Source organism: Legionella shakespearei DSM 23087 (assembly GCF_000373765.1).
Classification (GTDB): domain Bacteria; phylum Pseudomonadota; class Gammaproteobacteria; order Legionellales; family Legionellaceae; genus Legionella; species Legionella shakespearei.
Map to the genome: position 1 here is coordinate 191,476 of NZ_KB892404.1, position 21,450 is coordinate 212,925.

A 21,450-nucleotide genomic window follows, 5' to 3' on the forward strand; every position below is an offset into this window, starting at 1 on the left:
AGTAGATCGGGGAGCGCCCAATCCTTAGTTAACTACTCGCCATGAACCATCGGCCTGACGGCATGCTTTACCGTAGATTTGCTGGCTCTTGCCGCCAATGAGTGCCTTGGTGATGTATTCACGACAGGGTTGTTGTGCATGATAATACGTTCTGGTTGGTTGAACAGTATAACGGTTTCCGTTATCAGGGTTAGACCAGACAACTGCTCTGCCAGTAGGTGCAGTTTCCAACGCACGCTGCATTTCCATCCTGTCTACCTTATCCATGGTTTTACCAATTTGTCCGCCCAGGTACGCGCCTAACAATGCGCCGCCAGCTGCTGCCATTACTTTACCAGAGCCACCGCCAAACTGACTGCCCAGCAATCCCCCGACGACACCACCGCCTATGGTACCAACACCCTCGTTATTGATCGGCGCACAGCCAACTAACAAAAACGACAAAGATAATGATGCAACAGTTAATTTTTTCATCTCAGTTCACCTGATTAATGGGTTACAAACAGGAGCAGATTCTACCATCACGGACAGTTATTATCCATACTTTAATCGTGACGTACCCTTTCAGAAATTTGGCATAATAATTCATAGCCCAAAGTACCTGCAGATTGTGCTATTCGCTCAACCAAAATGTGGGCGCCCCAAAGTTCAACAGGATCCCCTGCTTCGACATCAGGATGATTGGTTAAGTCTACCGCCATCATGTCCATAGAAATACGACCGACTATAGTCACTTCCTTACCGCCAACCCATACCGGAGTATTGGCACTGATGTGCCTTGGATAACCATCGCCATATCCAGCAGCTACAATTCCAATGACTGAAGGTTTCTCACTGTTCCATGTTCCACTGTAACCAACTTGTGCTCCTGCAGGGTAGCGACGGATGGCGCTAATCGCTGACATGAAACGCATTACAGGAATTAAACCCAAATCCAAAGCAGTCTTTTGAGCAAAGGGAGAAACACCATAAAGCATGATCCCTGGTCTGACTACATCAAAATGAATTTGTGGGAAAGAAATGATTGCGGCAGAATTAGCCATAGTACGCTTGGAAAAGCCCGGGATTGAAATGGCTTCAAATAAAGAAATCTGCTGTTGGTTCTCAGCTCGCTCTGGCTCGTCTGCACAGGCCATATGACTCATTAGCCCAATATCTTTATCAATCCAGGAACAGCTTTGCAGAGCGCTCATTACATCCTGAAGTTCGGCAACATTAAAGCCCAGACGATGCATGCCAGTATTTACTTTAACCCACACTTTGATGGTTCTGGGCAAAGGGGTATTCAAAAGCCATTGTAATTGTCTGGGATGATGAAGCACGCAGGCAAACTGCTGTTCCGCCACAACTAAAAGCTCATCAGGGCTAAACACCCCCTGAAAAAGAATACATTGGGTCTGGCTGCCCATTGCCTTTATAGCCATAGCCTCTTCAAGACAGGCGACACCAAAGGCATCCACCTGGCCTTCCAATACAGGAACCACAGCACGTACGCCACAGCCATAGGCATTGGCTTTGACCATGGCGATGATTTTTTTATTGGGCGCAAAGCGTCTTATCTGGGCAACATTATGCAATAGAGCGCTTGGCTCTATTTGCAGTCTGGTAGGTCTCGACACCCTAATCTACCCCTTGATAACCATTAAAGGCCAAATCTTCAAAACGGGTGTATTTTCCAATGAATGCCACACGCACGCGTCCAATTGGGCCATTCCTTTGCTTGGCAATAATAATTTCTGCAACCCCTTTGTCGGGGCTGTCTTCGTTATAGACTTCATCGCGATAAATAAAGCAGATTAAGTCCGCGTCCTGCTCAATCGCGCCTGATTCACGCAAGTCTGACATGACAGGACGTTTATCCGCACGTTGCTCCAGACTTCGGTTGAGCTGTGATAAGGCAATTACTGGCGCTTGCACTTCTTTTGCCAAAGACTTTAAGCTGCGTGAAATTTCCGAGATTTCTGCGGTTCTGTTATCTGCTCCAAAACCTGGAACTTTCATTAACTGTAAATAGTCCACCACGATTAGACCTATGGAGCCATACTCTTTTGCCAGACGTCTGGCACGGGCTCTCATTTCCGCGGGGCTTAATGCGGGTGTATCGTCTATGAACAAAGGCGCTTCAGAAAGCATATGGACAGCTGAAGTAACTCGCGGCCAATCGTCATCATCCAGTTTTCCTGTTCTGATACGATGCTGGTCAATACGTCCCAGGGAAGACATCATCCTCATGGCCAGAGAATCTGAAGGCATTTCCATGGAGAACACTAAAACAGGTTTGCCTGCTTTGATAGCGGCATGTTCTGCCATGTTCATTACAAGGGTTGTTTTACCCATGGAAGGACGACCGGCAACAATGACCAGATCCGCTGGTTGCAGGCCGGAGGTCATTTCATCCAAATCACTTAAGCCTGTTGCAAGACCTGTGATAGCATCACCACTATGATAAAGGGCATCAATTTTTTCGACCGCCCTGACTAAAATGGATTTAATGTTTTCAGGACCACCATCACCACCAGTTTGTTCGCCAATAGCAAAAACCTTGGATTCGGCAAGATCCAGAAGCTCTGGCACTTCTCTTCCCACAGGATTGTATGCGGAGTCAGCGATTTCAGTAGCGACAGCAATCAGCTGCCTTTGTACGGATTTTTCCCTGACTATATCGGCATAGGCAGTAACGTTAGCCACGCTGGGGGTATTATTCGCCAGTTCAAATAAATAGGCCTCGCCGCCAGCATCATCAAGTTCATTGTGTGATTTTAAGGCGTCAAGCAAAGTCACCACATCAAAGGGCTGTTCTTTTTTAGCCAGATTAGCAATAGTACGAAATAGAATGCGATGTTCGGTTCGATAAAAATCTGCCTCACACAATTTGGTACTGATTTTATCCCAAACCTGATTGTCCAGCATTAAACCACCGATGATGGATTGCTCAGCCTCAGCTGAGTGCGGCGGACGTTTTAAGGGATCAACGGTTTTCTTAGGTGTTTGCATATCAAGCATAATGACGCGGTTTTAAATGAAAAGGCCAAGGTATTAGTCTATTGTAATCTTCTTTAAAAAAAAAGACACACCTTAGTGTGTCTTTTTATGCGGAACAGAATTCAAAGGTGGATTATCTAACCCAGGTTTGTGTACGGCCCAGAGCAGATACGCCAATATAACCTCTTACATAAAGCTTGTTGCCTTTAAGAGTCATTTTAGCTTTGTAAATTTTGCCTGTTTTAGGATCAAGGATTTGGCCACCACTCCATACGCCATTACCTTCATCTTTCAGTCCCCATACAAATCCAAGGCCTTGAATTTTTTTGCCTTTGAATGCGCCGGGGCAGTTAGTGCATATGCCAGTGTCACCAGCTTGTGGGTATACTTTAACTATGGTTCCGTTTAAAGTGCCTCCAGATACGCTTAAGCTGACTACTGCTCTTTTAGCACCAGTTTTGTCATCAATAGTCGTCCATGTACCGGCAGGAGACCCAGATGCCGCCATTGCTACAGGTAAGTAACAAACAGCAAATGCAAAACCAATTACTGCTTTCCATAATCTCATGACTTTTCTCCATAATTTCAATCACTAAAAGCATAAGCTATGAATTGATACTTTGCCAGTTTTTTATGAAGGGCGGTGTAAAGCCATTGGCCAGGAATAGTGTGTAGCCCGTATTAGGCGTAGCCGTAATACGGGATCGAACAGGCACTCACTCCCGTATTACGGCTACGCCTAATACGGGCTACAAAACTGTGCCATTCCCGGAACCACGTCGTCCTGAGCGTGCCAATATTTGGAGATCCTTCGCGCAAAAAGACGCGCTCAGGACGACGTAGATTGGGAGGTTGCCTCCAGGGGGAGGAAGAATTGGGCCAGATCCTCTTCACTCAGCGCCACACTCCGCCCCCCATCAGAAGACAAAATTCCATCAACCAATTGCCTTTTCCTTTCCTGCATGCCAAGAATTGCCTCTTCAACAGTACCTGCAGTAATTAACTTATAAACAAAGACTGGATTTTCCTGGCCTATTCTGTGGGTTCTGTCAGTTGCCTGATCTTCCACGGCTGGATTCCACCAGGGATCATAATGAATTACGGTATCAGCCCTGGTTAAATTCAGTCCTGTCCCCCCAGCCTTCAGACTGATCAGAAAAATAGGAGTCTCACCTTTTTGGAAGGTATCAACCAAATCTTGTCTGTTTTGGGTTTGGCCGGTTAATTTCAGATAGTTGTATTTTTTCTCGATTAATTGCTCTTCAATCAATTGAAGCATGGAGGTAAATTGAGAAAACACCAGTACCCGTCTGCCCTCTTCTACCAGATTATCCAATAATTCCATTAAGGCTTCGAGTTTACTGGATGTTCCATGAGCAATTGCCGCCTCAGGTAGAGACAACAAACGCGGATCACAACAGACTTGTCTTAATTTAAGCAAGGCATCCAGTAAAAGAATATGGCTTTTTCCCAAGCCTTGTTTTGCTATGGCATCCCGAACTTTTTTCTCCATACTCATGCGGATTGCTTCATAGAGATCACGCTGAGGTCCGATGATTTCTATTGTGCGAGTCATTTCTGTTTTTGGCGGCAGTTCACTGGCAACCTGATTTTTTGTCCGGCGCAGCATAAAGGGTTTGACCCTTTTTGCCAGCAGCTCTTGTCGCTGCGAATCTGCATATTTTTCTATTGGAGTTCTAAACCAGAGCCTGAATTGTTTGGTATCTCCCAAAAGACCTGGCATCAGAAAATGGAACAGAGACCAGAGCTCGCCTAAGTGGTTTTCCAGCGGTGTTCCCGTTAAACACAGTCGATGCTCGGCTTTTAACTGCTGGATAATCTGGGTCGTTTTGGTGCGCGCGTTTTTAATGAATTGTGCCTCATCCAAAATAAGGTAATAAAAAGTGTAATCAATAAATTTTTCTTTATCGCGATGTATTAATCCGTAAGTAGAAATAATGAGATCATAATCGTCAAAATTGTCCTGATGCCTGTCGCTGCCGTGGTATACTAAAACAGACAATTCAGGAGTGAATTTTTTCGCCTCAGCCATCCAGTTACCCACAAGGCTGGTCGGCGCTACAATCAAAGTGGCAGTATTTAGCCTGCCCTGTTCTTTCTCATATTGTAAATGAGCCAGGGTTTGCACTGTCTTACCTAAACCCATGTCGTCAGCCAAAACGCCGCTGAAACGGCTGGTTCTTAAAAACTGCAGCCAATTTAAACCGTATTGCTGATAATCCCTGAGATTGGCCTGTAGACCAGCAGGCGCAGGGATTTCGGGCAGTTCGGTCATTGCGGTTAACTTTCTTAATTCATCCCTTAGATTTTCAGCACCTTGCCAACGTGCCTTAAGCGCGGCTATGGCCAGTTCGGCTTCCTGCATGAGGATTAATTGATATTTATTAATCTGCAAATGGTGATTTTCATCTATTTGTCGCATACCGAATTGAAATAACAGCCTTATCAAAGGTTTTATTCGCCCCATTTGCAATTGTAAGGATCGACCATCATTTAAAGGTAATTTGACTAATTGCTCATCAGAAACACTGTCCAAATCATTTCCAGAATAGCGTTGAATTAAATCAGCAACTAAGGGGACTATACTGACAGGTTTGCCTTCAACCAGGATACCCAATTGGTAAGCAAAGAAATCGGTAGTGCTGTCTTGTATGTCAGAATACCATTCCACATCATCGGCACTGACGACTTCTTCATATAAGGAACTGGCAAATTCTATTCGCCACCCTTGAGTCTTAAGATACGGCAAGGACTTACTATACAGTACCTCCATATCAGATGGCGCAGTCACATTTTTTAAAACAAAGACAGAATGCTCACCCAATTTCCAATTATAGTCTTCCCATTTATGTGAAGGTCTCAGAGCAATGGCCTGATTTAATTCTGCAACTTTTTGTTCTTCAAAATTTTTATCGCGTCGGTATTCAATAAGGGCATTGTCCTCTTGACGCACCACACTGGAACATGCTTCTGAAACGGGAATCACCAATCCGGAATAATCAAAGGCAATTTTTGCAATGAACACAGCACTTAAGTCTTCATCCCTGTCGTAAAACCAGGACGCATCTGAATTAAATTCATTGATAGCATCCAGAATTAATACCGGTACGGGCTCTATTTCCCTCACTTCCCGCTTATCGAACACGTAAGGAGTTGGAAATTCAGGGCAAGTTCTGGCCATTTTTTGGGTCAGTAACTCTGCTTGCTCTATAGGTATTGGGGGAGCTTCAAGCAAATGCCGTAATTGTTTTACCGGATAAGGAGTTTCCAGCCGCCCCATAAGAGACTGTTCTGTGTCAAAATACCAGGTTTCATCCAGTAGCAAAGGTTCCAGAGTCCTGTTGCCCTGCATTAATTTCAGACTTTGGCTGCCATTGGTGGCAAGAATCCATTCACAGGTGCCTGTAAGCGTATCACCAAGTTGAATAGGCATTTGGATGGGCATGTCTTCTTGCTCTGCAAAAAAAGCCCTTCCGGTTGCAATGATCCGGGTTAGAATTTCGCTGTTGCGAATGGTTAAACTGTCAAACCAGCCCGATACCCCACATTTGAACATGAGTTGCGCCACAATATCATTGTCATCTTCGATAAAATGCTGCTTTTTTGATTCGGCTAAGCTTGTAAAAACCACTTTTTTTCCGTAACCGCCACGTTTTAATATTTTAGCTAAAGCCAGTTCAATAATGACTTTATGCTCATGCCCACCAAGCCTTAAGCTAATCAGATAAGTCAGATGGTGAGTTGGCTCGTGCCTTTTTACTTCAGTGACTTCCTGAGCACGAAGATTTTTGAGCCAGAGATCCAGTTTCCTATCCAGCTTATTGGCAGGCTGGGCAGCAAGATTGACCTTTTCCCTGTCACGCAAAGCAAATAAACAGGCCGCAGCATGTTTGCAGTTATGCTGATAGGCACAAGAACAACGTGAAGGTTTGCCTGGCCAGGTTTTCAAATCCATATGGATATCGTATATCTGACTCGAACTTCCCTTGACTCGCCCTTTAAGCAGGCCATCGCTCAGCCGAATATTAAGTACTTTTCCACTTTGAAAGTATTCTTGTCCACGCAGCAATATTTTTGATTCAAAAGCATCAGGCATTTTTGATATTGCTTCATTTAACATAAGCGGGTTTTGTCCAGGCCAAAGGGTTTATTGTAGTCAATTTTTGATCTGATTGAAATATGACTGAAATTTGAAATACTCATGTCGGGTTTCAACTTTTAAATCACAGAAGCTTTGCCAAGAAGCCATCTATAGGTAAATACCAGATTCAACACTATTGTAAAAAAGAGTATCCCATAAAAACGCCGTTTGTTTACCGTTCCATAATGCGCTAAAAAAAGGTAAGAGGCATAATTGGCAAAAAAGTAGCGTGTGTACCCCATCAGGTTTTGCGACATAATGGGTAATAAAAAGCATAGGGAGAAAAAGAGTAATTCCTTAATTTTTTTATGCTTGTAAAAAAAATAAATCACACACAAAGATAAAACCGGGAAGATTTTATTAATACCTTTGGCTTTTAATGACATGAGCGCTTTTATCGGATTCCACCAGCTTTGATGAAAGCGCCCCCACGCGACTTGAATATGATAAAACATTAAAAAATCGTTAGTCAGAATCTTAAGATAGACCATAAACAGCAATAATCCGGATAGCGATAACAGCCCCAGTAACAGGATAGAACTGACGTTTTTCACGCTTAAACTGTACTGCTGATTTTTCCAGTATTCATAAAGTAAAGGAATGACCATGATACATCCCTGGATTCGGGTAGCACTTAACAGGCCACAACATAAAGCAGCTAAAATATAGCGCTCACGGATCAGATAGTAGAGTACTGATAAGGAAAGAAAGAGGAATAAAGACTCAGTGTAAAAAGTGAATATATAAATATTTTCACAACTGATACCCAGCAAGCATGCAGCCATGAGTGCAGTTTTTGGTGTATATTGTTTCTGTGCATAGTTGTAAAGCAAGAGCATGGAAGAAAACAGGAGTATCTGATTAAAAACCAACACACTCCATTCGGTTTTAAATACTGCTATCAACCCTTTGGCCAGCAGGGGAAATAAGGGAAAAAACGGCCAGTTAAATTGACCTGCGAAAAACTCGTTATGCCTTACCTCCGTGGATTGATCATATCCGTGATAAATAATACTTTTATACCAATCGCAATCCCAATGACAAATATTATGAAGCAAGTCTGTATCAATCATATGCTTTTTCAGCATCGTCAGATAAACCACAGAATAAAATAATTTTCCCAGCATGAAAAATATGGCTATGGCAACAAAAGGACGCAGCAATACCGCCGATAGATCCTGGTTGAAGAACTGTTTTATATTCCTTAAAGCCAAGTCGATTCGGCTAAAAGGTTTTAATTCACTTTCATTAATCATTCTGATTTCAAACTCATAATTAACACAACCTGTATACTCCGCCGTCCCGCGGCTTGTCCGCGGGACGGCGGAGTTCCTTAACTTAATGGCAGTGGCACTCAAGGAGGGCAATATAACTTTTTTCAGAGAATTTATCACGTTAAACTATGAACTTAAGACAAAATTATGGACGATATTTAATCTCAGTGTTAAAATATTGCATCATTTTAGTTTCACTGTTTCAGGATGACCTATGAGTGGTGCCAGTAGTGCCAAAAAACTATTATCTCGTTTTGATGAAGCACGTTATAAAACCTTTATTCTAAATACAGATACGGAATTGGTATTGCCTGAAATTTCCTACGCGCCAGGTATTGGGGCTTCAAAACGAAATGATGTTTATAAAAAAATAATATCGCATCCCCAAAGCGATCAGCATATAAAATTTATCTATAAAAATGACAAGTTACATACTTTTGTCTGGCAAACCCGCGCCGAACAGTTAAAGATAGGGGTACGCTGGGGAATTATTAAACCACAGTCTATTACAGGCAAAGTTATTTCAACTCTCGGTAACTACAGGGTCAGCGCCTGCAAGCGTGTTGCTAAAGGTTTAATAAGCAACTCTCAGGTACTCAAAACCAGTTTACTGGATCTATTTCAAGATCGTTTTGAAGCACTTGAAGATTTGGAATCTCTGGTAAACAAAGATAATACTGCTGACATTTATGAAGCCAAACTCAATGCTTACATCACTAGGCTTAATCAAATAAGATCCCGATTAAACTCTTATTTTATTGATGTACCTCCCTTTTCAGGATTAACTCCTGATTTAATTAATCGCCTCGACCAGGACTTGCAAGATGATATCCAAAGGGCTGAAAGTTATCTCCAGGCGTTAAAATCTGAAAAAAACCTGCGCTCCTATAACAGAGCCCGGGGTAATGACTCTATTGTCGAATTTGTGAAACAGCAAATGGTGCGCGGACTTTATGAACTTCAGGGAGTTAATCAGGACATTACTTACAGTTCTCAACGTGATTTTGCCTTAACCCGCGGCGAATTGAATGACTTTATTGAAGATGCCCGTAAGGAAATTGATGATTATCAAACCGATATCCGTAATGCAGTAACAGCCAAACATCACGGCCAGTTCGCTCACGAAGAGACCCTTGTCAGTTATGACTTTGCCGAGGACTCTCTAAGCCCTGAAAGAGAAAGAGACACCATGCTTGCCATAAGCTTTATTGAGGGATGGGATAAACTCGATAACAAAACACTCAGTGTTTATAATGAAAGCGGTTCAGAAAAACTGAGAGCAATCAATTCCCCCAAGTGGATTCAACACAAAAGCTTCCTGATAGCAGTAGAAAGTTTTTTCTTCTATATCCTTAACATGTTTAAAAGCATTTTGTTTTCCACCGCTCCCACAGAAGTAGAAGCATGGGAAAATCCGCAGTTTCATCTGACGGCTACAGAGTTGAAAAAGCACAGCAGACTCCATGAACCCATATGGAAAAAACCGGTGAATTTGCTTAAAAGATTATTTTTTGCCGTTATGGATGCATTCAATGGAGTACAGGATTTCGGATCTCAACTGGTCATTGAATTGCCACATAACCTTCGCAATGACTGGAATGCCTGTAACGAGGTAACCCCTTTGGCAGCATTACTGAAAGGGGCAGAACATGATTTGTCCCTGATTAAAAAAGAAGAGCACGTTCGTTTGGATGAAAGTTTGCACGCATGTGATGATGCGGCATATCAACAAGACCAATCTCCTGAAACAAGCCTATTGGCAACAGTTGAATACAATCTCTCACCAGGGGAGCAAAATGATATTCTCACAGCAATGGCTCGAGGAGTTACTGAGTTCAGCACTGTATTCAGTCATAATCTGTTTGCCAGAGATCCTGTCGCAAGTCTGGTGTTTTCCAGCGCCTTTGCCGTAGGGGCGAGCACGCTTTTAATGCCTGCATTGAGCACATCAATTTTTGGAGCGGCCTATGTAAACTGGTTTACCCACTGTGCCTATGCAATGAGTTCTTCAAAATTTTCAGCCATTTTGGCAGGCGGCTCTGCTCAGGCACAGCTTGCAGTAACGGGTTGGGATGCCTTGATCAATGGTCCTGGCAGTAGTGCCGTTAATAGCCTTTATCATTTGGGAGAAGATCCATTAACTGCGGCTGCTTATCTTGCGACTGCAACAGGTTTGGGTTATGTCCTGGTTAATGGGGTTGCAGGTTACCCTATCCCCTGGATCAGTGCTTTTTTAAAAGAAGATCTGGGCACTTCACCTGAACTCAGTTACCCCTTCATTGGTGCTAAAAGTGCAATTTTACTTTATAAAGTATTAAAGAGTAAAAATAACACCGATCAGTTTCCGCAGCTTTCGACCGAACTGATGCAAATGGCTCATGATGTAGAAACGGTGGATCCGGAAGAGCGATTAAAAATAGAACGTTTTATTCTGGTTTCCTGGTTGTCAGTCAATGCAGATGCAATCCCCAAACTGGAACATTTTACTTTATTGGAACTGTCCAGGCACATTGAAGCCCTTTTCCCAAAAGAGCAAAGTGATTCACTGAAAAAGATTCTTTATCCTGAAACACCACGTTCTATAGCATTCCAGCTCTTTTCTATTCCTTTGACTTATATTCCTGCAACTTTGCGACTTATTTTTTCGCCTGTTTTAACTCTTTTTGCTTTGATAGATGGCAAAAGTCATCCCTTTGCTCCCATGCAAAGGGAGGCAGATAATCTATTGAGCAAGTGTAAAAGAGATTTGAGCAGACTACTGGTTTTTTCTACTTATGTAGCGTCGTTGGCCTATACACTCGTCTCTACTCCCGTAAAGGCAATTGCTTCTCTGCTCACCATGGCAGTTGGGCGCGTAGCAGGATTATTTGATATCCCTCTGGCTCATGGTGTTCATAAGTTTTTTGCTTCCTGTCATATTTTCTTCAGAAATGTGGGGGAATATTTTTATCCAGCGAAAGCGATTAAAGATGTGACAGTGGCTCATCCGATTCATACTATGAAAGAAGTGGAAGAATCTTATGTTGCAGTGCTAAAACAAACGGGCACATCGGTTGCAAAAGCAGAGCATGACCATCAGGCTCCTGAAAGCCGCGCCTTGTTTAGCAACGATGAAGTAAAGCAGCCATCTATTCTGTTGGCTTGTACAGAATCGTTGCCCCCTACTTCTCCTTAAAATTATTAAACAGTGTAGCCTTGATGCAGCGACAGCGAAATCAAGGTTTTCATATTCTCAAAATTTAAATTGATAACTGTTCTCTGGCGGGACTTTTTTGTCCTGTGTTTCAGGGGCCTGTCATGGTAGATCTTTTTAGGTGCTCGCAAGCTCCGCGCCTAAAAAGCTCCACCATGCCACCCTTCAGGTCACTGCCATTAAGTTACGCGATACTCCGCCGTCCCGCGGCTTGTCCGCGGGATCCAGGGATCCAGGCTCGAAGTGAGATCTCTGGATCCCGCGGACAAGCCGCGGGACGGCGGAGCCCCTTAACTTAATGGCACTGCCCCTTCAGGTTGGATCTTGGTCTTGTGCTTTTTAATTAGTTCGTAGCCTTGATGCAGCGACAGCGAAATCAAGGCTACAGTTTTTATATTATTTTCTTGATGTTACAATTTTGACTAAATAAATATGTGTGGCTGATTATTATGCATTCAAATTTAAACATACTCATGGCGCAAATTAATCCTGTCGTTGGTGCTATAGCCTCTAACCAGGACAAAATTAGTGACATAATTAAAAGCAAACAGGCAGGCCATGATGTCATTATTTTTCCTGAGCTTGCCTTGAGCGGTTATCCTCCCGAAGATCTTTTGTTTCGTCATGAATTTCATCAGACGATTAACGAGAGCTTGAAGCAGATTCAGGCAGTTACCCAGGATTGTTATGTAATCATCGGACATCCCATATTTGAAAAAAATAAGTGTTACAACGGAATAAGTATTTTTCATAATGGGCAAAAAATCAGGGAATACCATAAACAGAATTTGCCTAATTATGGAGTCTTTGATGAAGAGCGCTATTTTACCCCAGGCAAAAAAGATCCCTGCGTCCTGAATGTAAAAAACATGAAACTTGGTATTTGCATCTGTGAAGATCTCTGGCAACCAGGCCCTGTTGAAGAATTAATAGAACAAAATGTTTGCGCCATCTTGAGCCTGAACTCCTCCCCTTTTGACTGTGACAAATACACCATTAGAAAAGAGTTGTTAAAATCTCATGCTCAAAAAGGTGTGGCCATGATCTACGTTAACCAGATCGGTGGACAGGATGAATTGTTATTTGATGGCCAATCCATGGCTATGGATAAAACAGGAACTATTTGTGCCCGCTCTCCCGCCTTTGAAGAGGATTTATGCAGTATTCAATTGTCTGAGGAATCAATAACAGGACCCATTACCCCCTTACTCAATACAGACGCTTTAATCTATAAAGCCCTTGTTTGCGGCACACGTGATTATGTCAGGAAAAATAAATTCCCTGGTGTCCTGTTGGGCTTATCTGGAGGAATTGATTCGGCATTGACTTTGACCATTGCGGTAGATGCCTTGGGAGCGGATCAGGTTCACGCAGTCATGATGCCTTCCCGTTATACAGCATCAATAAGTAAAGACGATGCATTAGAGCAATTGGAACAACTTAAGGTCAGCCACACTACTCTCTCTATTGAACCTGTATTTAATACGGTTAACACCACTTTGGAGCCTGTTTTTAAAGGTTTGGCCGCGGACCTCACAGAGGAAAATATTCAGGCGCGGATTCGTGGTTTACTGTTGATGGCTATGTCCAACAAGAGTGGGAAAATGGTTTTGACTACCAGTAATAAAAGTGAATCTGCTGTCGGTTACGCCACTTTATATGGGGACATGGCCGGTGGCTTTTCGGTATTGAAGGATGTGCTTAAAACTCAGGTATATCAGTTGGCAGAATACAGAAATACCTTGTCACAAGTAATACCGGAACGTGTGATTACCCGGGCACCGTCTGCAGAATTAAGGGAAAATCAGACCGATCAGGACAGCCTGCCAGATTATTCTGTTCTGGATGCAATCATTGTTGCCTATATGGAAAAGAATTTAAGCGAAGCGGATATTATAAAACAGGGATTTAATCCTGAAGAAGTAACGAAGGTGATTAAATTAATCAAGCGCAATGAATACAAACGACGTCAGTCAGCTCCGGGGATTAAAATCAGCACCGTAGCTTTTGGCAAGGATTGGCGTTATCCCATAACGAATGGTTTTGTGTAGCAACTCACAGTCGAGTCACGTCGTCCTGAAAGCGGCATAGTGCCAGTATTTGGAGATCCTTCGCGCAAAAAGACGCGCTCAGGACGACGTGGATCCCGGCTGCAAGCAGACCGGGCTACGCATTGTGCCAAATCGTGTTTATTGTCCAGCCGGTCGATTACCTAAATCGTCCTGAATTTCAGGAGTCTTCAGCTCCCTGGCTTTCTGACCAAAAAAGTTGGTCAGATTATTGTATTTGCCAAGATCCAGTTTATTCACAGTGGGCTCTGCCCGAACAGGTTCAGGTGCCACAACCACAGTATCATCTGTCGTTGGCAATTTTACTTTTAACTGACTGCCAAGCGCTCGATCCAGATCTGCAAACTTGCTCAAATCCAGTTTGTTTGCCGTAACAGGTGTTTTAGGCTCGGAAGCCACTTCTTCGACTGGTTCAGGCCCTGAATCTTTTTTTAATCCTCTTTTCAAACAACGCTCAAGATCTGCAAATTGACTTAAGTCCAGTTTTTTACCGGTAAATTCTTTAGCAGGTGCTGGTGATGAAGCCAGGTCCGTCGCCTCAGGCGCTCTCGACAAACAGGTTTGCAGTTCTTTTTTGAACTCAGCCATACCAATATTTTTTGAAGTATTAACCTGCAATAAATAAGACTTAAGTTGTGGTATTAATTCCTCACCAAGAGGATATTTTTGTGCATTAAGCCACTGTTCCAATTTCGGGTAAGCATCCAGCGCAATCGGGTTAACAACACCTAAAGTATTAATCCATGACAAGGAATATTGATTAGGTCTGCCGCGTAAAATAAAAGTAGCATTAATTTTGTTGGTAATAAGAAATTCGCTAAATTGGTAATCAGACAATTCTGCCAGAGTGACAGGTTCCCTGGGATTGATGATTAATTGTGTTCTATCCAGGAAATTGTCCCGGGCTTTCATACATTCTTTTTTAAGTCTTTTTAATTGAACAGGATTTAATTGCGTAAGCTCTTGTATATTTTGATCCACAAGAGTTTTAATCAGCTCGTCTCCTGGTTCCAGTTGATATGCTTTTCCTGTATTGTCTATCCAGGAAAGCTTCCAGAGAGATTTTTGGAAGACAAGGCAAAACGAGATTTTATCAGCTTTCTCTGTTGCTGATGCTTTGGCTTCATCCAGATTATTGGTGATCAATACATTATCAACAGCTCTTTGCGCACTCTGTTGGGTTCTTTGCAATTCCTCATTCTTTTGTTCAATCAGCTTGAGGTTCGCCTGATATTGAAACATAAAAGAATCAATTTTTTTAACGATAAGCTCTCTTGCAGCTAAAATGACTGGATTAGTCTCTGTGGCCGTTAAAGGTTTATATCCAGGAATTCGTTTAATCAATTCATCAAAGAGAAAATGATTAAATGAGCTTTCATTCCACTCGCCTTTACCGACCAGAGCTTTAAACTCCTGTAGTCGGGTGTAGGCATCTGGAAACGTTTCCATACCTTTAATAGCCAAGTCTACTTCAGGACCACGGACACGTGTGTATTGATAAAACCAACCAGTTAACCATGACTCTATAGGCTTGTTGTATTGCCCTTTGGCAGACTCAATTACATCGATAAGATTAGCTCTGCCTTCTGGTGACTCATCTGCTATAAAATTCAATAATTTTTCGGTAAACTCTTCCAAATTATGAATAATAACCAACAATTTTTTTCCTTCCTTGGGAGGCATAGTGAAACTCCAATTTCATTGTGCATAATTCATAATACCTTATTCATAATTTTATACAAGTAAGAAAATGATTGTGCTTATTAGCTGAAAGTTATGCTTATTTATTAGCAATTATGCTATTAATATGTCTTTTGTGCTCTTTTTATGGATGACGTGAGCCTTGATTGAATAAAACATACCGCAAAGAACTAGAGAAAACTTGCAAATTTAAAGTAAAACGATAACATGGATCAGTTAAAAAATAATAACAAAGGGATGTCATGAGAATTACACTACTTTCAGCTGCTTTATTAGCTACTGGCATTGCTTCGGCAGCCACTCCGGTTGACGGATGGTATTCCAGCGTGTTCGGTGGTTACACCTATGTGCAGCCTAATATCAATAAATACTTCTGGGGTTTATATAGAGACGGTTCTGGCTACAGCAGTGGCTATAATGCCGGGGGTCGTATAGGTTATCAAAGCAATCCTCTGCGTTATGAAGCCGAATATACCTTCCTTCGCGCCACCCTGAAACATTTTGATATCAATTACATACCGCAGACAAACGTTACCGGATTTTCATCAGCCAATTTGCTGATGGCAAACATTTATTATGATTTTCCTGAAATGCTGCCCGCTATTTCTCCTTATTTAGGATTGGGTATTGGTTATGGATATCTGCAAGCAAACCTGTCAGCCCTGGGGCCGGATTTCATCAGCTACCTGAGCTTCAATGACAGTGCTTTTGCTTATCAGGGAACAGCGGGACTTACTTACAATTTTGCTGAGAACTATGCCGTAAATATTGCTTATCGCTATGTAGCTACAGATAAAACCGATGGTTTTGGCAGAACATTCCAGGCACATCTGGCAAGTTTTGGAGCAGTCTACCGTTTTGATCAGGCTACTTATAAGTAAGGATTTTCCATGAAGCAGTTTATTTATGCGGGTTTATTATCAAACCTTTTATTGCCAGGTTCTTCCTTTGCCTTGAATCTGGTAAATGGCTTTTATGTAGGTGCCATGGGTGAAATGAGTACTGGCCCATCCAGTCACCAGACAGTATTCCGTGAAGACCACGAGCTGTTCACAGGGACAGTTAAAAATAGCCCCATTGGAGGTGGTGGCGGTGGTATGTTAGGGTACCGTTACGAAGGGTTCCGATTAGAAGGTGAATTACTTTTTAACTGGAACAGTACTGGACCACTTACCGTTGGCAGCTGTACCCTGCAAAGCCCCAACGTAGTCACTCCTACCGGCTATTGCCCCCAAGATCATTTTCTGGCCAAGCAATTAGGTTTTAAGGGTAGCATTGGTGCGTTGTACGGAATGATTAATGCTTATTACGATTTTATTCGTTATGACGTTGATAATCCTGTTTTTCCTTACATTGGAGCAGGAATAGGACATGCACGAGTCAGAATGAGTGGTAATTTCGTAAACACCAATACTGGAGTCTCTCATACCGAGAGCATTACCAGTAACGGTGCTGCAGCTCAGGGAATTCTTGGTGTGGGTATGTTTATGGATGATTTTGCCTGGATTGGTATGGATTATCGCTATTTAACCACCAACACTATCAAAGAAATTGAGAATAAGCGTTACGCAATTAATACACTTAATTTTAATGTAGGAATGGCCTTTGATAAGGGTGGGCTCTAGGAGTTCGCCGACCCCTGTATTGTGACTCACCACAATACAGGGTACAAAAATGATAGTGTTAAGAAAACCGAGCCGCGACCGTCAGGGAGCGGAAATTTTGGATCTGGTATCTGATGAATAATCAACAATGGAGTACATCGAACTGTTCCGCTCCCTGACGGTCGCGGCTCGGTTTTCTTTAGGTAATGCTCAGGACGCGACGTAGATGCATTCACACAGCTCGGACATGAACCTTATTTTGTGGCTCCTGCCACAAGGTAATAAATAAAACCATGATCATGGGTCCTAAAAACAGACCTAATAAACCTAAAGTTTCCACCCCACCCAGGATTCCAAATAAAACGGCTAGAAAAGGCAATTCTATTGCGCCGCCAATCAATACAGGTTTGATGAAATGATCGGCCACAAACATAACCAGAGTGCCCCAGACCAAAACAACAATAGCGCTGATGACACTGCCAACAGAGAGTAAAACCAGAGCTACAGTGATAAATACCAGGGGAACCACAAAAGGAATCATTGCTGCTAATGCTGTAATAAATCCCGTCAGTGTAGGAGCTGGAAATTGCACCAGGGCATAGCAAATCCCCATTAAAATACCCACACCGATACCAACTACGATAGTCCCGTTAACAGTAGCCCTTAAAGCACGGGGAAGGCGATCGGAATACCGGAACCATCTGTCTCCCAGACAATATTCGCCCACGTGATGGACTTGCTCCATCAGCTTGTCTCCATCACGGTAAAAGAAAAACAGGGTTAATAAGGTAAAACCTACCTGAAAGCTGCGATGCGCCAGATTAAAACCGATTTGTTTGATGTAGTAACTGGCAGGAGTTAAAGTCACATGCAGATTAGAGAGGAATTCTTTTATATTCCCTGGCTTACCAATATGCTCATCCCAGTAAAGCACCAAATCATTACCAATGAAGGGAAAATTCTTGAAAAAATCAGGTGCGGAACCGCCATCCTTGTTTATCTGCTGCAAAAAATTAATAAACAATTGCGATTCTTTAATTAAGATGCCCACCAGCCAGCTTAAAGGGAGCAAAAACAGTAAGCCAATCAAGGTAGTGAACAGTAAGGAAGAAACATTATCTCTTTTGCCAAAAAATTTGCGCCATTTCTCATACAAGGGATAGGTCGCTATGGCTATGATTGCTGCCCAGACCATGGATGGGATAAATTTGTGAATGATAAAAATACTAAGTATAACTATCCCTATTGTTAACCCCATACTGATTAATTCTTTGTGGTTTTCATTCATTATGCAAAGCTCCAGGCCAAGGCTTGCATTATCAACCAGGCTGGAATTGCAGCCGCCACGTCGTCGAGCATAATACCCAGGCCTCCGTGAACCTTTTTATCGATTAAACGTATGGGCTGCGGTTTCCAAATGTCGAAAATCCGAAATAAAAGAAAGCCTGTAATCATCCATGTGACGCCAACCGGCGCTAAAAACATGGTTAATAAATATCCTACTACTTCATCCCAGACTATTCCCTTGTAATCATGCACGCCAAGATCTTTTGATACCTTATCGCTCACCCAAACACCCAGGATGAAAGCCAAAAGAGTCAATCCCAGATAAATACTCCAATGAGTATTCAGCATTAAAAGATAGACAGGAAAAGCGGCTAAAGTACCCCAGGTACCAGGGGCTATTGGCATTAAGCCGGTACCAAAACCAAAAGCAATAAAGTAAACAGGATCTTGCCACACTCGATTTGCCAGACTGACTTGGTTCATTGTTGCTCCTTTAATCTGAACATCAGGCACTATTTATTTATTCGTTTCCCAGGCTAATTTCAACTGAACGTACTTGTTTTGCCAGGTTGTTTAACACACCATTAACATAACGATGACCATCCTGAGAGCCGAACTCTTTAGTCAAGGATATGGATTCATCCAGTACTACTTTGTAGGGAATTTCAGGACAGTGAAAAAGCTCAAAAGCGCCAATACGAAGCACAGTCAACTCTATAGGATTTAATCCGCTGATATCTCTGTCTATAAAAGGAAGAATACTGGATTCCAAAGCATCAACCTGAGCCGCTACCCCATGCAGTAAGCGTGAAAAATAATCTACATCCACTTTATCCATATTATTCATCACTCGAAATTGAGCCTCAATTTCATGAAGATCAGCTCCTGACAATAACCATTGATATAGTGCCTGAAGGGCCAATTTACGTGCTCGTCGTTTACCGTTAATCGATTGCTTTTCCACTCTTACCTCTTTAAATTTTATAATACCTTTCCCGTAGCCCGTATTAGGCGTCAGCCGTAATACGGGATCGAAGCGGCAATGAATTAATTCCCGTATTACGGCTGACGCCTAATACGGGCTACAAATCGAAGTATGTTAATTTTTATCTTCTTTCATCTGGTCTATAGTCTGTCTGAAGTCACTTACATCTTTAAACCGTTTATAAACTGATGCAAAGCGCACATATGCTACGTGATCCAGCCTGAATAACTCTTTCATCACCAACTCACCAATCAGTTGAGCGTCCACTTCACGCTCCCCTTTTCTGCGCAGTTCCTGGGTAATGGAAATGATTGCTTCTTCAAGACTATCAACACTCACTGGCCTTTTTTCCAAAGCGCGCAACATTCCTGAGCGTAGATTATCAATATTAAAGGGCTCACGCCTTCCATCGCGTTTGATGATAAGCGGCATAATTAACTCAGCGCTTTCAAAAGTGGTAAAACGCTCATGACACTCAAGACACTCACGCCTTCTGCGCACCTGAGCACCATCAGCGACTAAGCGTGAGTCAATAACTTTCGTTTCTTCTGCATGACAAAATGGACAATACATAATTAAGCATAAACCGGAAATTCACGACACAAAAGTAATACTTGAGTTTTCACTCGCGCACTGATTACTTCATCATTTATATTATCCAATATGTCAGCTACCCAATTGGATAAAAGTGTTATTTCTTTTTCTTTAAATCCTCGTGTCGTTACAGCTGGAGTTCCCAAACGCAAGCCACTGGTCACGAAAGGCGAACGCGTGTCATTAGGAACCGAGTTTTTATTTACAGTAATGTTTGCTTTACCCAGTGCGGCATCAGCATCTTTTCCTGTAATGTCTTTATTCATCAGATCAACCAGGAGCAAATGGTTATCAGTACCACCGGATACTATATTATATCCTCTGCTTTTCAATACCTCACACATGGTTCTTGCATTGAGCAAAACTTGCTGCTGATAAGCTGTGAACTCGGGCAATAAAGCTTCTGCAAAGGCAACTGCCTTAGCTGCAATCACATGCATCAAAGGACCGCCCTGCATTCCCGGGAACACTGCTGAATTTAATTTTTTCTCAATTTCTTCATTAGCCTTGCACAGAATCAAGCCGCCACGAGGGCCTCTCAAGGTTTTATGCGTGGTTGTAGTGACGACATCTGCATAGGGAACCGGTGATGGGTAGAGACCTGCTGCAACAAGACCCGCTACATGAGCCATATCAGCCATCAGGTAAGCACCCACCTTATCCGCAATTGCTCTGAAGCGTGCCCAATCCAGGACTCGTGAATAGGCAGAAAATCCAGCGATAATTAATTTAGGTTTATGTTCTATGGCCAGACGTTCCAGAGCGTCATAATCAATCAGACCGGTGTTAGTATCAACACCATATTCTATCCCCTGATACAACTTACCTGAAAAATTGACTTTGGAGCCATGAGTCAAATGGCCACCATGCGGAAGAGCCATGCCTAAAAAGACATCGCCAGGCGACAAAAGTGCCATCATCACTGAGGCATTGGCCTGAGAGCCTGAATGAGGTTGCACATTGGCATAATGGGCATCAAAGAGTTTTTTCGCTCTCTTTACCGCCAAATCTTCGGCAACGTCCACGAATTCGCAACCACCATAATAGCGTTTTCCGGGATAACCTTCAGCGTATTTATTCGTCAGGACGGAACCTTGAGCCTGTAAAACTCTGGGACTCACATAATTTTCGGAGGCTATCAGTTCAATATGCTCTTCCTGGCGACGCTTTTCATTCGCTATAGCCTGAAATAATTCCTCATCAAAACGTTCTATAGTGTAACTTCCATCAAACATGAGTAATCCTTAGCTTGAGATATTATTTATCTTGATTTCACAATGATGTCATTACGGACACTTCGCACACCATCGACACCCGCAGCAACAGTTGCTGCCCTTTGTTTTATTCGAGGTGTATCAACGAAGCCGCTGAGTTGCACTTCGTCTTTATAAGTCTTGACTTTCACTGAAAAACCATCCGTTCCTAACTGATCCACTAAACTGGCTTTCACCTTAGTTGTCGTGGTGGTGCTGTCAAGATACTCTCCTGTACTTTCAGCATGAGGAGAAGCAGCGCACGCAATAATAATCATGGATATAGATCCCACTAATAACATCTTCAGTGAGTCACGCATAAAGGCTCCTATAAGAAAAAACCTTT

17 protein-coding genes are annotated in these 21,450 nt (G+C 42.6%); 4 read left to right on the forward strand and 13 right to left on the reverse strand.

The window, feature by feature from the left end; all coding sequences use genetic code 11:
* Nucleotides 1-24: 24 nt before the first annotated feature.
* The 6 genes from B094_RS0109785 to B094_RS0109810 all read right to left on the reverse strand — a co-directional run bounded on the left by B094_RS0109785 (nt 25) and on the right by B094_RS0109810 (nt 8,400).
* On the reverse strand, nt 25-474 hold the full coding sequence (locus B094_RS0109785) for an RT0821/Lpp0805 family surface protein (RefSeq protein WP_018577633.1): 450 nt from the start codon (nt 472-474) through the stop codon (nt 25-27).
* A gap of 71 nt (nt 475-545) precedes the next feature.
* A complete protein-coding gene (alr, locus tag B094_RS0109790; protein WP_018577634.1) occupies nt 546-1,619 on the reverse strand; it encodes an alanine racemase in 1,074 nt (357 codons plus the stop codon).
* A gap of 1 nt (nt 1,620) precedes the next feature.
* Nucleotides 1,621-3,003, reverse strand: coding sequence for a replicative DNA helicase (dnaB, locus tag B094_RS0109795; RefSeq protein WP_018577635.1), 1,383 nt, complete (start codon nt 3,001-3,003; stop codon nt 1,621-1,623).
* 112 nt (nt 3,004-3,115) lie between these two features.
* Nucleotides 3,116-3,550, reverse strand: coding sequence for a DUF2147 domain-containing protein (locus tag B094_RS0109800; protein WP_018577636.1), 435 nt, complete (start codon nt 3,548-3,550; stop codon nt 3,116-3,118).
* Between the two features lie 261 nt (nt 3,551-3,811).
* The gene (locus B094_RS0109805; protein WP_018577637.1) at nt 3,812-7,123 is read right to left on the reverse strand and encodes a DEAD/DEAH box helicase; all 3,312 of its coding nucleotides are present in this window, start codon (nt 7,121-7,123) and stop codon (nt 3,812-3,814) included.
* 98 nt (nt 7,124-7,221) lie between these two features.
* The gene (locus B094_RS0109810; protein ID WP_018577638.1) at nt 7,222-8,400 is read right to left on the reverse strand and encodes a glycosyltransferase family 39 protein; all 1,179 of its coding nucleotides are present in this window, start codon (nt 8,398-8,400) and stop codon (nt 7,222-7,224) included.
* Nucleotides 8,401-8,632: 232 nt separating this feature from the next.
* Here B094_RS0109810 and B094_RS0109815 point away from each other — a divergent pair, with 232 nt between their 5' ends.
* Nucleotides 8,633-11,593, forward strand: a complete 2,961-nt coding sequence (locus B094_RS0109815) for a hypothetical protein (protein WP_018577639.1) — start codon at nt 8,633-8,635, stop codon at nt 11,591-11,593.
* Between the two features lie 467 nt (nt 11,594-12,060).
* On the forward strand, nt 12,061-13,662 hold the full coding sequence (locus B094_RS0109820) for an NAD+ synthase (RefSeq protein ID WP_018577640.1): 1,602 nt from the start codon (nt 12,061-12,063) through the stop codon (nt 13,660-13,662).
* Between the two features lie 138 nt (nt 13,663-13,800).
* On the opposite strand, the gene B094_RS0109825 is transcribed toward B094_RS0109820, so the two are convergent.
* A complete protein-coding gene (locus B094_RS0109825; RefSeq protein WP_018577641.1) occupies nt 13,801-15,363 on the reverse strand; it encodes a hypothetical protein in 1,563 nt (520 codons plus the stop codon).
* Between the two features lie 260 nt (nt 15,364-15,623).
* On the opposite strand from B094_RS0109825, the gene B094_RS0109830 reads away from it, so the two are divergent.
* Nucleotides 15,624-16,262 carry an outer membrane protein gene (locus B094_RS0109830; protein WP_018577642.1) on the forward strand — a complete coding sequence of 213 codons (639 nt, stop codon included), beginning with the start codon at nt 15,624-15,626 and terminating at the stop codon, nt 16,260-16,262.
* A 9-nt stretch (nt 16,263-16,271) separates the two neighbouring features.
* Nucleotides 16,272-17,006: an outer membrane protein gene (locus B094_RS0109835; RefSeq protein WP_018577643.1), complete on the forward strand. Its 735-nt coding sequence runs from the start codon at nt 16,272-16,274 to the stop codon at nt 17,004-17,006.
* 211 nt (nt 17,007-17,217) lie between these two features.
* Here B094_RS0109835 and B094_RS0109840 read toward each other — a convergent pair whose 3' ends face one another.
* From B094_RS0109840 to B094_RS0109865, 6 genes are all read right to left on the reverse strand, one after another.
* Nucleotides 17,218-18,273, reverse strand: coding sequence for an AI-2E family transporter (locus B094_RS0109840; RefSeq protein ID WP_018577644.1), 1,056 nt, complete (start codon nt 18,271-18,273; stop codon nt 17,218-17,220).
* Complete coding sequence (locus B094_RS0109845; RefSeq protein WP_018577645.1) at nt 18,273-18,755, reverse strand: phosphatidylglycerophosphatase A family protein; 483 nt, start codon at nt 18,753-18,755, stop codon at nt 18,273-18,275. Before B094_RS0109845 ends, B094_RS0109840 begins: the two co-directional genes overlap by 1 nt.
* Before the next feature lie 37 nt (nt 18,756-18,792).
* The gene (nusB, locus tag B094_RS0109850) at nt 18,793-19,236 is read right to left on the reverse strand and encodes a transcription antitermination factor NusB (RefSeq protein WP_018577646.1); all 444 of its coding nucleotides are present in this window, start codon (nt 19,234-19,236) and stop codon (nt 18,793-18,795) included.
* Between the two features lie 135 nt (nt 19,237-19,371).
* Entirely contained in the window at nt 19,372-19,830 is a 459-nt protein-coding gene (gene nrdR, locus B094_RS0109855) for a transcriptional regulator NrdR (RefSeq protein ID WP_018577647.1), read from the reverse strand.
* A 2-nt stretch (nt 19,831-19,832) separates the two neighbouring features.
* On the reverse strand, nt 19,833-21,086 hold the full coding sequence (gene glyA / locus B094_RS0109860; RefSeq protein WP_018577648.1) for a serine hydroxymethyltransferase: 1,254 nt from the start codon (nt 21,084-21,086) through the stop codon (nt 19,833-19,835).
* Nucleotides 21,087-21,112: 26 nt separating this feature from the next.
* Nucleotides 21,113-21,424, reverse strand: coding sequence for a BON domain-containing protein (locus tag B094_RS0109865; protein ID WP_018577649.1), 312 nt, complete (start codon nt 21,422-21,424; stop codon nt 21,113-21,115).
* Nucleotides 21,425-21,450: the final 26 nt, after the last annotated feature.